This window comes from Erythrobacter sp. SN6-5 (genome assembly GCF_057364945.1).
Genome location: NZ_CP200282.1, coordinates 1,109,946 through 1,123,833, shown reverse-complemented (window position 1 = coordinate 1,123,833; position 13,888 = coordinate 1,109,946). Strand labels below are relative to the sequence as shown.

The 13,888-nt window shown below is 56.8% G+C and carries 13 protein-coding genes and 1 pseudogene; 5 read left to right on the top strand and 9 right to left on the bottom strand.

Going from position 1 to position 13,888, the window contains the following annotated elements:
- Window positions 1-46: 46 nt before the first annotated feature.
- From argF to AC0V6Z_RS05560, 3 genes are all read right to left on the bottom strand, one after another.
- Entirely contained in the window at window positions 47-979 is a 933-nt protein-coding gene (argF, locus tag AC0V6Z_RS05570) for an ornithine carbamoyltransferase (protein ID WP_472640373.1), read from the bottom strand.
- The gene (locus tag AC0V6Z_RS05565; RefSeq protein WP_472640372.1) at window positions 979-2,178 is read right to left on the bottom strand and encodes an aspartate aminotransferase family protein; all 1,200 of its coding nucleotides are present in this window, start codon (window positions 2,176-2,178) and stop codon (window positions 979-981) included. The genes argF and AC0V6Z_RS05565 overlap by 1 nt, the downstream gene beginning before the upstream one ends.
- A gap of 141 nt (window positions 2,179-2,319) precedes the next feature.
- Entirely contained in the window at window positions 2,320-3,111 is a 792-nt protein-coding gene (locus AC0V6Z_RS05560; RefSeq protein ID WP_472640371.1) for a cold-shock protein, read from the bottom strand.
- Between the two features lie 275 nt (window positions 3,112-3,386).
- Between AC0V6Z_RS05560 and AC0V6Z_RS05555 the strand changes: the two genes are divergently transcribed.
- The gene (locus tag AC0V6Z_RS05555) at window positions 3,387-3,827 is read left to right on the top strand and encodes a protein tyrosine phosphatase family protein (protein WP_472640370.1); all 441 of its coding nucleotides are present in this window, start codon (window positions 3,387-3,389) and stop codon (window positions 3,825-3,827) included.
- Window positions 3,828-3,841: 14 nt separating this feature from the next.
- Here the strand turns inward: AC0V6Z_RS05555 and AC0V6Z_RS05550 are convergent, their stop codons facing one another.
- Window positions 3,842-5,266 (bottom strand): amidohydrolase, encoded by a 1,425-nt coding sequence (locus AC0V6Z_RS05550; protein WP_472640369.1) that lies wholly within the window; start codon window positions 5,264-5,266, stop codon window positions 3,842-3,844.
- Between the two features lie 110 nt (window positions 5,267-5,376).
- Here AC0V6Z_RS05550 and AC0V6Z_RS05545 point away from each other — a divergent pair, with 110 nt between their 5' ends.
- The 3 genes from AC0V6Z_RS05545 to AC0V6Z_RS05535 are packed head-to-tail and all read left to right on the top strand — an operon-like array spanning window position 5,377 to window position 8,310.
- Window positions 5,377-5,733 (top strand): hypothetical protein, encoded by a 357-nt coding sequence (locus tag AC0V6Z_RS05545; protein ID WP_472640855.1) that lies wholly within the window; start codon window positions 5,377-5,379, stop codon window positions 5,731-5,733.
- Window positions 5,734-5,743: 10 nt separating this feature from the next.
- Window positions 5,744-6,697, top strand: a complete 954-nt coding sequence (locus AC0V6Z_RS05540; RefSeq protein WP_472640854.1) for a sterol desaturase family protein — start codon at window positions 5,744-5,746, stop codon at window positions 6,695-6,697.
- Between the two features lie 26 nt (window positions 6,698-6,723).
- On the top strand, window positions 6,724-8,310 hold the full coding sequence (locus AC0V6Z_RS05535; protein WP_472640368.1) for a GMC family oxidoreductase: 1,587 nt from the start codon (window positions 6,724-6,726) through the stop codon (window positions 8,308-8,310).
- 72 nt (window positions 8,311-8,382) lie between these two features.
- On the opposite strand, the gene AC0V6Z_RS05530 is transcribed toward AC0V6Z_RS05535, so the two are convergent.
- From AC0V6Z_RS05530 to AC0V6Z_RS05515, 4 genes and pseudogenes are all read right to left on the bottom strand, one after another.
- Entirely contained in the window at window positions 8,383-10,794 is a 2,412-nt protein-coding gene (locus tag AC0V6Z_RS05530) for a TonB-dependent receptor (protein ID WP_472640367.1), read from the bottom strand.
- A 255-nt stretch (window positions 10,795-11,049) separates the two neighbouring features.
- A pseudogene (locus AC0V6Z_RS05525) lies at window positions 11,050-12,368 on the bottom strand (ammonium transporter).
- A gap of 37 nt (window positions 12,369-12,405) precedes the next feature.
- Window positions 12,406-12,744 (bottom strand): P-II family nitrogen regulator, encoded by a 339-nt coding sequence (locus AC0V6Z_RS05520; RefSeq protein WP_472640366.1) that lies wholly within the window; start codon window positions 12,742-12,744, stop codon window positions 12,406-12,408.
- A 240-nt stretch (window positions 12,745-12,984) separates the two neighbouring features.
- Window positions 12,985-13,572: a hypothetical protein gene (locus AC0V6Z_RS05515; protein WP_472640365.1), complete on the bottom strand. Its 588-nt coding sequence runs from the start codon at window positions 13,570-13,572 to the stop codon at window positions 12,985-12,987.
- On the opposite strand from AC0V6Z_RS05515, the gene AC0V6Z_RS05510 reads away from it, so the two are divergent.
- Entirely contained in the window at window positions 13,571-13,702 is a 132-nt protein-coding gene (locus tag AC0V6Z_RS05510; protein WP_472640364.1) for a hypothetical protein, read from the top strand. The two genes, AC0V6Z_RS05515 and AC0V6Z_RS05510, sit on opposite strands and share 2 nt — an antisense overlap.
- Here the strand turns inward: AC0V6Z_RS05510 and AC0V6Z_RS05505 are convergent.
- Entirely contained in the window at window positions 13,684-13,878 is a 195-nt protein-coding gene (locus tag AC0V6Z_RS05505; RefSeq protein WP_472640363.1) for a hypothetical protein, read from the bottom strand. The genes AC0V6Z_RS05510 and AC0V6Z_RS05505 overlap by 19 nt on opposite strands.
- Window positions 13,879-13,888 lie beyond the last annotated feature (10 nt).

Sequence of the window (13,888 nt, the reverse complement as noted above, 5' to 3'; positions counted from 1 at the left end):
ATGGTGGCTCCAACGCGGGAGGTAAGCCCCAATCGTGGGCCAAATCTCACGCAAGCAGGCCGAAGCTCCACAGCAGTACGGATTTCTGCGCATGGATGCGGTTTTCCGCCTCGTCAAAGACGACCGACTGCGATCCTTCAAACACGTCTTCGCTTACCTCTTCACCCACGTGCGCAGGCAGGCAATGAAGGAACAATGCATCAGGTTTGGCTTCCGCCATGAGCGAAGCGTTGACCTGAAAAGGCTCCATCGCGCGGCGTTTCTCATCGGCATCCGCTTGCCCCATCGAAATCCAAGTGTCCGTAACCAGTACGTCCGCTTCGCGCGCGGCGACAGCGGCGTCTTGTGTCAAAGTAACCTCAGCGCCGCCTGCACGAGCCATTTCGACAAATTCACTGTCCGGCTCATAGCCAGCTGGCGTTGCCACCCGAACGTTGAACTTCATCAGGCCGGCTGCCTCTAGGATAGAATGCAGCACATTGTTGCCATCCCCAAACCAGGCGATCTCCAAGCCCGGAAGAGGCTTGCCATGTTCAATCACTGTGAGCAGGTCGGCCATGATCTGACACGGATGCGAGCGATCGGTTAGACCGTTGATCACAGGCACCGCCGCGTGGCGCGCCACCTCCTCGATCTTCGCATGATCATCGGTCCGCAGCATGATTGCATCGACCATTCGGCTGAGAACGCGGGCGGTATCCGCAATGGTCTCGCCGCGCCCCAATTGGCTAGAGGCGTTATCCAGGATCAGCACAGAACCACCCAGCTGCCGCATCGCAATGTCAAAGCTCACGCGGGTTCGCGTGGAGTTTTTCTCAAACACCAAAGCCAGAACCTTGCCCGCCAGCGGAGCGTCGGCATCAGGCTGCCCCTTGCCCCTGCCTTTGCGCTCAGCTTTGCGATCAATCGAATCACCAATCATAGCGGCGATTGCATCGGCCCCAGCATCGCTGAGATCAAGAAAATGTTGGTGCGTCATCAGGCTGGCTCTGGAATTTTATAGCTCGCCGCACCGGCAGAAAGCTTGTCGAAAAACTCGTCAATCTCAGCATCGCCAATCACCAATGGCGGGAGCACACGCAAAGTGTTATCACCCGCGGCAACGGTCAGCAGATCGTGATTCTCACGCAGGTGCACGAAGAACGGACGGCTTTCGACCTTCATCTTGATGCCCAACATCAGACCCATCCCGCGCACCAGCTCAAACAGTTCTGGGTAATTGCCGATGAACTGCTCAAGCCGCGTGCGAATGCGCTCGCCCTTCTCGCGAACTGAGCTCAAAAATTCCTCATTGGCCACAGCCTCCATGACCGCACAGCCTGCCGCCATTGCCAGCGGGTTGCCGCCATAGGTCGAACCATGTGTGCCGAAGGTCATGCCTCGTGCAGCTTTTTCGGTTGCTAGGCAGGCGCCGAAAGGAAAGCCGCCGCCAATGCCTTTTGCGGTTGCGACAATATCTGGCGTGATGCCATATTGCTCATAGGCGTAAAGCGTGCCGGTGCGCGCAACCCCGCATTGCACCTCGTCCAGAACCAGCATCAGGTCATGCTCATCAGCCAAAGCCCTCAAGCCTTGCATGAATTCCTGTGAAGCGGGGCGAATGCCGCCTTCTCCTTGAATCGGTTCGACCAGGAAGCCCGCTGTGTTCGGTCCCATCAGAGCTTTGGCGGATTCCAGATCATCAAACTCGGCATACTTGAAACCATCGAGCATCGGCGAGAAGCCGTGGTGCATCTTGGTCTGGTTCGATGCGCTGATAGTGGCCATCGTGCGGCCGTGAAATGCGTTGGAAAATGTGATCAGCTCATGCTTGCTGGAATCGCCCGCATCGCCCGCGTTCTGATAATAAGCACGCGCGGTTTTTATTGCGGTCTCAACCGCTTCTGCGCCTGAATTGGTGAAGAACACGGTGTCTGCAAAAGTGTTGTCGACCAGCATTTGTGCCAGTTTCTCACCCTGCGGGCTGCCATAAAGGTTGGAGACGTGCATCAAGGTTGCAGCTTGATCCTGGATCGCCTTGATAAGCCCGTCGTGTGAATGACCCAGTAAGTTCACCGCAATGCCGCTGGCAAAATCAAGGTAGCGCGTGCCATCCTCGTCGATCAGGTGGCAGTGCTCGCCTCGGACCGGACGGACACCGCAGCGAGGGTAGACAGGCATAAGCGGTGTGATCGACATGGTTTGATCCTTAAAAACTGAGTGAAGTCGAAAATTGAATTCAGGAATGGAAAAGGCGACCCTAAACAGAGCCGCCATTTCCCGAATTGATAAGGCCGCTCATGTTTCCGGTCAAACGGCCCAGATATGTGCTGGGGAGATTTATCCCTGCGCAGGCACCAAGTTGACAGCAGAATGCTTGCCTCGTCGGTCGACTTCAATGTCAAACTCGTAGCGTTCGCCTTCATTGATGCCTTGCAGTCCAGAACGCTCAACCGCGCTGATGTGCACGAATGCATCTGGTTGGCCATCGTCGCGCACCAGGAAGCCAAAGCCCTTCATCGAGTTGAAGAACTTCACAGTTCCGGTTGCTTTTTCGCCGGTCAGCTCGCGCTGAGGCGCCGCCTCTTGCTTCTCAACCGCGATCACATCGCCAACCACTTGGAGATCCTGAGCGGAAATCTTGCCGCCGCGATCAACCAGGTTGAACTCAAGCTCTTGACCCTCAGCCAGACCTTCTAGTCCAGCACGCTCAACTGCGCTGATGTGAATGAACACGTCTTCGCCGCCGCCTTCTTGCGCGACAAAGCCGAAGCCCTTCTGGCTGTTGAAGAATTTCACAGTACCCTTGCCGGTGCCTACGACTTGAGCGGGCATGCGGTTGAAACCGCCGCCTCCACCGCCGCCAGGGCCACCACGACCGCCACCGCCGCCGCTGCGATCACCGCCACCGAAACGGTCACCGCCGCCTCCGCCGCCGTAACGATCGCCGCCGCCACCTGGGTCACCACGTCCACCGCCGCCGTAGCGATCACCGCCACCGCCGCTTCGGTCATTTCCGTAATTGCCCGGAGGCGGGAATCCGTCGCCGCCGCCGCCAAAAGGATCGTAGCTGTCCTCGCCGAATCCGTCGCGCTTGTCCCGGCCGCGCCGACGTCCTCTATCGTAACCCATAACTCAAAACGTACCTTACAAGACTGCCCATCCTCCTATGCATCAGAGCGGGGACAGCAAGCCGCCACTGATACAGGCAGAACACCGACATCATCCGGAGTCCCACCTCGTAGAATCGGTGCATAGCGCACAAACTTATGCTTTGCGAATGATTTAACCGATCCCGGCTGTTATCCCTGAGAATTGTGACACTTTCAAACAATCCTAATACTTGCTTCGCGTCAAACTGTTGGCCATGAAATGCGGGAATGCGCACCACAAAGGCGATTAGAACCATGAGCGATTTTCGTGAACTCTCACCCGCCATTTTTGCAAGCCCGCAAATCGCATTGGATGATATCAATGCGGCCAAGGGTGCGGGCGTCACCTTGATCATCAACAATCGGCCAGATGGTGAGGAGCCTGATGCACCGCAAGGTGATGCAATCGAAGCGGCGGCCAAGGCCGCAGGGCTGGATTATTGCGCCATACCCATCGGGCATTCCGGTTTTAGCCAGCCGCAGATTGACGAGATGGTTGGCGCGATGGCCAAAGCTGAAGGCAAGGTGCTCGCCTATTGCCGCTCTGGCACGCGCTCAACCTTCCTGTGGGCGCTCGCCCAGGCAAAGTCAGGCCGTAGCCCTGCTGGCATTGTGCATGCGGCGGCCAAGGCTGGCTATGATGTCAGCCCAGTGCGCCCCATGCTCGATATGCTCTCTGGCCAATCAGGCGAGTAAGTCCGCGCGCTGATTTACTTACGGTAATCGAGCGGCGGTTCGCGGTCGCCCAGCAGCGATTTGTACGTGTAGTCCGGCCCGCGTGCGGCATCGAATTCAGCCTTCGCCGCGCTGCGCAATCCCGGATTTGTGTAAAGCTCCGCCGCCATTAAGGCCATAGCTTTGGCCGCGACCTGAGCGCCCTTGTGACCGATCGAATGGCCGCTGGCCGCAACCGCTTGCCAAGTATGCGCGCTAGTGCCGGGCACCCAAGTGGCCGTGCGCACGCCAACGGTAGGCGTCGCCCACGAGACATCGCCAACATCGGTCGACCCATAACCAAGGCTCTTGTTGTATTCGCCGATTTCACCAGCGCTGCTGAGCGGTTTGGCCGCATCGCCGAGTGAATTCTGGATCTCTTCCGCCCATGCACGCTCTTCTGCGGTGTATTCAACACCGCCAACCATCCGCAATTTCGCGTCCATCATCTTGGCCAGCGTCTCATTGACCAACAGCGGATTGTTCCCATGAATGACTTCCCATTCCAAGGTGGTTCCAGTGCCGAGCGCAGCACCCTTAGCCGCGTTCTCCAACCGTTGCCAAATGGCATCCACGCCATCGGGATCAGGGTGACGGACATAGTAAAACACCTCAGCAAAGTCAGGCACCACATTGGGCGCATTGCCGCCGCTGGTGATGACATAATGCATACGCGCGTCTTGCGGCATATGCTCATGCATCATATTCGCCATCATGTTCATCGCCTCTGCCCCATCCAGGGCAGAGCGGCCCCGCTCTGGCGCGCCAGCCGCGTGCGCAGAAATTCCCGTGAAACGAAACTTGGCTGAACGATTGGCAAGACTGGTCTGGGCCGCTGCGCTGTTTTCGTCATCGGCATGCCAGTGGATCGCAATGTCGACATCATCGAACAATCCAGCTCGCGTCATATAGACCTTGCCAGAGCCGCCTTCTTCAGCCGGCGTGCCATAGAAACGGATGCGGCCCGGTGTGCCGGTGGCCTCAAGCCATTGCTTGACCGCAATAGCAGCCGTGAGTGAGGCGGCGCCAAACAGATTGTGCCCGCAAGCGTGCCCTGCATGTTTGCCTTCGACTATATCGCGGGTGGCCAGTGCAGACTGGTTGATACCGGGCAGAGCGTCCATCTCGGCAAGGATCGCGATGATCGGACCACCCTCACCCCATTCGGCAACGAACGCAGTTGGAATTTCGGCGATGCCCGCCTTTATCTCAAACCCTTCGCCCGCAAGCTCGGATTGCAAAAGCCCACTCGATTGCGTTTCAAGATAACCAACCTCGGCCAGATCCCACAATTGCTGCGCCACTCTAACGGTGCGCTCTTGCTGCGCGTCCACATTAGCGGCAGGATCTTGAGTCTGAGCGCTGAGCGGCGCTGCGCCAAGCAGCAATCCAGCCAAAACAGTGCGAGCAACAAACTTCATTAGCAATCTCCCTTGCGCCCTGCTTGCCGCAAAGCCGAGGCCGTGCCAATCCTTTGCAGATGGAAATTCATCCGCTCCTTTTGCAATTTGGCGGCTCGCTAGTGGCTATAATGCTGCTGGCTTGGCTCGCCTTTGCATTGAAGCTGGGCGGCAGACCCAAATTGGCGAGCCATAACGAGGCCGCACACGCGGCTGGTGAGGTGGCAGACGGCTTTGCGCCCATTGAAAGCGCGATAGCGCGCGATGGGGCCGGGGCACTCCTGAGGGACGCAGCAGGGCAGATCATGCTACTCAAGCCGCACGGTGCACATTTTGCCGGACGTATTCTCAGCGAAGAGGCCAACGCCACCACTCGGCGCGACATGGTTATTATCGACACGGGTGAAGCACGATTCGGCTCGGTTCAGCTAGCGCTTAATGATGCAGAAATTTGGGTCGCTGCCATCAATCAGCTAGGCAGGCGTTAGCATGATCGACCTGCCCGATTTTTCTGTCACTGAGCTGGCCGTACCGCTGTTTATCGCGGCTATTCTCGCCGAAATGACCTGGGCAAGGCTGCGCAGGCAAAGCGCCTATGAACCAAAGGACACGCTCGTCAGCCTTGGCTTTGGACTCGGCTCCACGGTTGCAGGCGCGCTGTTCGGCGGCTTCTTCCTCGCGATCTTCATCGCTGCCTATGATTACCGCTTGTTCGATATCAGTGACAATTGGTGGGCCCCGATTTGGGCATGGCCAGTGGTGTTCGTACTCGATGATTTAAAGTATTATTGGGTCCACCGCGCGGGACACCGCATCCGCTGGTTTTGGGCCGCGCATGTCAACCACCACTCTAGCCAGCACTACAACCTCTCAACCGCACTACGGCAAAGCTGGACGGGATCCTTCACGCTCGGCTTTGTGTTCGCTTTGCCATTGGTGCTGATCGGGTTTCACCCTGGCATGATCGCCGTGTGCGGCGGCATCAATCTGGTCTACCAATTCTGGATCCACACCGAGGCGATCGGCAAAATGCCGCGCTGGTTCGAGGCCGTGATGAACACCCCCAGCCACCACCGGGTTCATCACGCCACCAACCCGCGCTATCTTGATCGCAACTACGCAGGCGTTTTCATTATCTGGGACAGGATGTTCGGCACATTTGAGGCCGAGCAAGACGATGAGCCAATCCGCTATGGCATCATCAAACAGCTTGGCAGCTTCAACCTGCTGTGGGCGGTGTTCCATGAATGGATCGGCATGCTCAGCGATATTGCCCGCGCGCCGTGGCGGCATAAGCTGTCTTACCTGCTGCGCGAGCCTGGTTGGACCCATGATGGCAGCCGCGAGACCTCCGATATGATCCGTGCGCGTTGGCGCAAGCGCATTGGCCAATCTGTACAAAATCCGGTGGCGGATCGAAACTCGATTGAAAGCCCGCACGAAGCTGCTTAAGCCTGTCACTTCCAAGAGGAGAGATCATGGAAAGCTTCGATTACATCGTCATCGGCGGCGGTAGCGGCGGCAGCGCAGCGGCGGGACGGCTCGCCGTCGATGGGACCAAGCGTGTGTGCTTGATCGAGGCAGGCGGGCGCAATGACAACGTCCTGATCAAGACGCCCGGTTTCATGCCCTTCATCCGCAATTCGTCGAATTACAAGTTCGACACGGTCCCGCAAGAGGGGCTGAATGGCCGGATCGGTTACCAACCGCGCGGCAAGGGACTGGGCGGATCTTCAGCGATCAACGCCATGGTCTATATTCGTGGTAACGCATGGGATTATGACAATTGGGCGGCGATGGGCTGCACCGGCTGGGCCTATGATGACGTGCTGCCATATTTCAAAAAAGCAGAAGCGAACCAGCGCGGCGCGGATGATTATCATGGAACCGGCGGGCCGCTGTTTGTCTCTGACCTGATATCTCCCAATCCAGCCAGCCATTCTTTTATCGAGGCCGCTAGCGAGATGCAGCTGCGCCGCAATGATGATTTCAACGACGACACCCAGGACGGCTTTGGGTTCTACCAAGTGACCCAGCGTGATGGCGAGCGCTGGTCCGCTGCCCGCGCCTATGTCGAGCCCATTCGCGAGCAGGGCAATTTTGCGATCCGCACCGACACAGTCGTTGAAAAACTAGTGATCGAGCAAGGCCGGGTCACGGGCGTTCGAGTCAAGCGCGGTCGGCGCAGCGAAATGCTTTATGCAAAACGCGGTGTGATCCTGTCCGCGGGCGCCTTTAACAGCCCGCAAATCCTGATGCTGTCAGGCGTTGGCCCCGGTGCGCATTTGCAAGAGCGCGGCATCCCAGTGGCGCTAGATCGGCCCGAGGTTGGCGGCAACCTGCAAGATCATCTGGACTATGTATCCGGATGGGAAACCGAGAGCGATGTGCCGATTGGCGGGACGTTGAAAGGTACATTGCGAATGGCCGCCGCCATATTGGAGCATCGCGGCAGCCGCACTGGCGCGATGACCACATGCTATGCCGAGGCGGGCGGGTTCTGGAAGGTTATGCCGGACGCGCCCGCGCCTGACGTACAGTGGCATTTCGTGCCCGCCGTTCTGGAGGATCACGGTCGTGAGAAGATCAAAGAGCACGGCTTCTCTTTGCATGCCTGCGTCCTGCGCCCGGAAAGTCGCGGCACGGTGCGGCTCGGATCGCGCCGGGCAACTGATGCGCCAGTGATCGACCCGAATTTCCTGGATGATGAGCGCGATCTTGCGGTTCTCAGAGCAGGCGTGCGCCTCTCTCACCGGATTGCGGAAGCACCTGCTTTGCAGGAATATGGCCCGACTGATCGGCATCCGATCGACCTCGACAATGATGACGAGCTCGACAATCTCATCAGAGAACGCGCGGACACTGTCTATCACCCGGTTGGCACCTGCCGCATGGGCGGTGACAAGGACAGTGTGGTCGACCCAACGCTGAAAGTGCGCGGGCTCGACGGACTATGGATCGCCGATGCCAGCGTGATGCCCAAAATCGTCAGCGGCAACACCAATGCACCGAGCATTATGATCGGCGAACGCTGCGCTGACTTTGTGAAGGCTGCGACAAGATAGTCTTGTCTCCAGGGAATCGGGGCCGGAGCGCCCCAAACGCCTCGGCTTTCCTGATTTCTCAGATCGGCGAGATCAGAATGATTGGCGCGCTGTCACCCCAAATGTACGCGGATTGCCAACCCGGAATCCTAGCCGCGCTCTACCGCCGCGTTCGCGGTCAAAAGAGAGTAACGCGTTCTCGTCAAACACATTGTTGGCATAGACCACCAGGCTGAGCCCGCTGTCGAAATCGACCCCGGCGCTGAGATTCACCAATTGATAGTCGTCAAGCAGGAGGTCAACGGTGGTTGCCGCATCAGCAGGTGCGCCGCCGAAGGGTAGGCCATGGACAAAAGTACGCGGATTGTTTTCCTGATCCGCAGGCTGAGTGAAACGCGAACCCACATGGGTTACAGACGCTGATAAATACGCCTCTGCACTGTTAGAGATCGGCCATTCATAACTACCACCGGCCGAGAATTGCAGCTCTGGCACCGAAGGCAATCGATTGCCTTCACGGATACCAGTGGCCTCAGCCAGAGGGCCAGGCAGCGTCGTATCGAACTCTGCCTCAATCCAGCTTCCCGACAGGTTCAGATTCAGACCAGCAAATGGACTGTAGCCCAGTTCCGCCTCAATCCCCGCCGAATGCGCATCAGGCACATTGAAGACAATGCGTGAAGAACAACTGCCAGCATCCAGCGTAACCTGCAGGTCGCTGATGTCATTATAAAAGCCGGCGGCGTTGAACGTGAAACCATTGCCCTGCGCCTTTACACCCAACTCATAGTTCCACAGCGTTTCGTCATCATAGTCCTGAAATCCACCGAACAATGCGAGATCATTAGCATTGCAGAGCGGCACATTGAGCGGATCATTGACCCCGCCCAAGCGGAATCCTTGAGAGGCTTGTGCATTGATCGTCACATTGGGGTTGAGTTCATAACTGAGTAGAAAGCGCGGGGTGAAACCGTCAGACGCCGTTTCATCGACCACACCCGCGTCGCCATTGGCGAACAAGCCGCCGGTGGTGATCGTGCGGGTTTCCTCAAAGTCGTAATAGCGACCGCCAGCCGTGAAGGTCAGCGCATCGGTGATTTCCCAGGTCGCCTCACCAAAGATCGCCAATTGCTCGATGTTGTACGGCAGATCGGAATTGAACGGCGAATCGAGATTTTCAAACCCATTGGCAACCGCCGCCGACGTGCCTGCACCCAGCGTCGCATCGGTAAAAGCAGCATAGCCCGGTGTGGGCAAGCGCTGGCGATAGAACCGATCAGTCTCTGAATAGAATCCGCCAATCACCCACTGGATCGGTCCGTCATAATCCGATGCAAAACGCAGTTCCTGCGTTAGGGATTCGACATCAGTCGTGTCACGTAGATTAGATGGGAGCAGTACCCCGGCGTCCGGAAACCCAAGATCGACCGACACCGATCCGGAGAGGGCGCTGGCATCGCGGCTGACCAAGATATCACGGCTAGTAAACGAGCTGACCGAGGTCATTGTGATCGGGCCCAGATCGGCCTCCACCACAAGATCTGCAATCAGTGTTTCGTCCTCAAATGCCTCACGCAGCAGCAAGAACTGCTCGCGTTCGCCCAGCTGCGTCGGGGGACGCGTGGTCGTGAAGGGATTGGCGAAGAGGCTGAATATTTCCTGCCTGTTAAAGCCGTCTGCCGTGACCTTTTGATAGACAAGGCGCGGGGTAATGCTGAAACCTTCGCCGGTATCGACACGCAGCGCAATGCGGCCGCCATAACGCTCGCCGCCGTTCACATCCTCGCCGCCGGCTGGCCCCTGAGCGTCGATGAATCCGGCATATTGGGTATAGTATCCGACTGCCCTGACGGCCGTATTTTCACTCAACGGTAGGTTGACCGCGCCCTTTAGGTGCCAGCCCAGATCATCGCCATCAACCAGATTGACATTGCCCTCGATCAGGCCTTCGACCGCATCGGTATTTGGCTGATTGGTGATATAGCGGATGGTGCCGCCGACCGAGCCTGACCCGAACAAAGTGCCTTGCGGGCCGCGCAGCGTTTCGACACGGTTGAGGTCAAACAGATCAAGGTCCGGTGTGAACAGCGACAGTGAGATCACGGATTCGTCGAGATACACCCCGACTTGCTCTTTCACACCAGGTTGGTCGCGGACGACCTGACCGGCGGAAACGCCGCGAACGGAAACTTGGCTTTGACCCGGGCCCAAATTTTGGACCGACAAGCCAGCAACATTACGCGACAAATCTTCGAGCGTTACCGCTCCTGACCTTTGAATATCTTCCTGTGTCTGGGCGTTGATCGAAAAGGGGACATCCTGGATTGTCGTGTCGCGTTTGGTCGCGGTCACCACAATCACATTGCCGCTGGCGGGACTGTCGGCATTTTCATCTTGGTCAGTGTCTTGGGCGAACGCAGGGGCCGTGCCAAATGTAAGCGCGCAGCCGACTAACAACGCGGCGCGACATTTGGGAAGCGAAAGAAGCTTGGGGGGACGCATCATCTCTCTCCTATTTGCTGGGTTTGATACCAGAAGAGACAAAGACAACTCCTCAGATACATCAATTGCAAGGCACTCACATTTGATCTGAGTAAGTTACTGAAAAACTGTAACACACTAGACACACATAGAAATTGCAAAAAAGAGGCCGGAGCGCTTTGAACGCCCCGGCCTATTAAGAGTTGTATGTTCGCAGGAGGAACAAAGGTTAGCGGAGGAAGTGGGAGAGGAGAGTACTTCCCCCGCTAAACTGGGTGATTAATTGTAGGCACGCTCTCCGTGTTCAGAGATATCGAGCCCGTCGACTTCGGTTTCTTCGTCAACGCGAAGGCCGATGATCATCTTAACAATGTAAGCGGCGATCAGAGTGCCGATACCGGCCCAAGCGATGGTTACGAGTACGCCTTCAGTTTGGATCCAGAGCTGAGCGCCCAGACCGGTCGAACCGTCGCCAGGACCACCAAGGAATGGCTGATAGACAATGCCGGTACCGATCGCACCAACGATGCCGCCCACGCCGTGAATGCCGAATGCATCGAGCGAGTCGTCATAGCCGAATTTGGTCTTCACCTTCGCTACAAAGAAGTAGCAGACAACAGATGAGACAATGCCGAGTAGGATAGCGCCGAATGGCCCACTGTTACCCGCTGCCGGGGTAACAGCAACAAGGCCAGCGATAACACCTGAGCAAAAGCCCAGCGCCGAACCCTTATGCCCAGCCATGCGCTCAATCACCATCCAGGTCAGCGCACCAGCGGCGGTGGCAACGAAGGTGTTGATCATTGCAAGACCAGCGAATCCGTCAGCTTCCAATGCAGAACCAGCGTTGAAACCGAACCAGCCAACCCAGAGCAGGCCTGTCCCGATCATGGTCATTACCAGTGAGTGCGGAGGCATAGGCTCTTGCGGATAGCCGCGGCGTTTGCCCAACAGGTATGCCAGGACGAGGCCAGACACACCGGCATTGATGTGAACAACGGTGCCGCTCGGCAAAATCCAACGCGCCAGCTTCAAACAGCAGTCCGTCACCGGCCCAAACCATGTGTGCAATTGGGAAGTACACGATGGTCAGCCAGATCGGCACAAACATCATGACGGCGTTGAACTTCATCCGTTCAGCAGTCGCACCGAGGATCAGCGCAGCCGTAATCGCCGCGAAGGTCATTTGGAAACTGACGAACACATATTCACTTATCACTTCGTCCGTGAATGTTGCTGCCGTCGTTTCTGCACTCATACCGGCGAGGAAGTAGCTACCCCCGCTGATGAACTGGCCCAAGAACCCTTCGATTGGGGTTGAGCCAAAGGCGAGTGAGAAGCCCCACATTACCCACACCAACATCGCCAGAGCGGCGGTGGCGCCGATCTGAGTCATGGTCGAGAGCATATTTTTTGACCGAGTCAAACCGCCATAAAACAGCGCAAGGCCCGGAAGGATCATAAGCAGCACAAGCACCGTTGAGGTCATCATCCAGGCGTTGTTACCAGCCTTAGGTACAGCGGCGGCGGCCTCTGCTGCTTGGCGCTGCGAGTGCAGGCTGTGTGGCAAGCAAGCTTAGCGCCACCGAGCACGGCACATTTCAAAAGGGTGTTTTTCATTGTCCTTGTCCCCCGTCAGAGCGCTGTTTCACCGGCTTCGCCTGTGCGAATCCGGGTTGCCGATGCGAGATCGAGCACGAAAATCTTGCCGTCACCGATCGCGTCGGTGTTGGCGGTTTGCTGGATGGTCTCGACAACTTGCGCAGCGATTTCATCGCTGGCTGCAATCTCGAGCTTCACCTTTGGCAGCATGTTGGTCGAATATTCCGCGCCGCGGTAAATCTCGGTCTGGCCCTTTTGGCGGCCAAATCCCTTGACCTCAGAAACGGTCATACCGGCGACACCGATGCCGCCCAGCGCTTCGCGGACTTCATCGAGTTTGAATGGTTTTATGATGGCGATGATGAACTTCATCCGTGCCCCCTCAATTTCCGCCGGTCAGCCCCGGCTCGCATAGAGCAGCAAAAGGCGTGCCAGTTTTGACAAGAGAGTGGAATCGCGCAGAAGTGCGGCTTCTAAGGTTAACCACCTAGAGAGGCTTGCCTAATTTTTAACCCATTGTTTATTTTTTAGGCAATTGTATACATGACAAAGCAACGAATCGATGATATAGAATCCGGGCGTGACAGGCCGGTGCTAAGTGAAGGTGTGCTTTTATCTGCGATTGAAGCGGGTGCTGAAGTATTGTTGGATGCGGGTGAGGATTCCGGGCTTAGTTGCCACGAACTCGCTTTGAGGGTCTTCCTTGAAGTCATCGCCAAACTTCCAGCGCCCGTAGTCGAGAAAGATGTTGTAAGCCTCTTGATGGATCGCTTGGATGTCTAATCCGAGTTTATGTGCTTCGTTGATGGTCCAAATTTCTTTTTGCGCCCGCCCTTTGCGGCGTGGAGTGTACAGGCCGAAGGATTGAGCATGTGGTGCGGCAAACTGAACGCCGTGAACAATGAGGTTGCGCTTATCGACCAGTTTTTTGCTGTCGATTTGCTTCCTTAGATCACGAAGCTTGCGTTGCATCGGTTGCGGCCAATTATGGTGCGCCGCTAGCAGAATGGCTGTGTTTAGGCGGGGTTTCATATCAAGCCCACCGAAGATGATGGCGGCTTCATCCAATGGGATATCTTGGCAATTGCAGAGGATCATCATTAGAGTCTGCTCCAAGAGCGACCACTGCAAACAAACGTGGCCTATGGTGGCCATGACGGCTGCAACATCATCTTCGCCAGGAATGAGCTGAGTAGGCATGACAGAAACCAATCAAAAAGAAGACGAAGTGCTGAAGCGGATGCTGCGAACGCCGCCAAAGCCGCATGAGAAGAAAAACGGGGCGGACCTGAAAGCCCGCCCCGCAAAAGGTCAAAAGAGTTCAGGCTGATTGCTTTCAGCACCGCGTTTCCCGGTTTTCACTTCGGACACACGCCCTTGGTTCCAACCAAGATCAGCTGCGATGTCATGCTGAAACTCACCATTGGCGAGCCTCTGCTTCACTTCGCAGAACACTTTAGGAGAGTATGGAGCCCTTTCCGGGCGGTTGGGTCGTTTGATAATCACGGTTTATCCT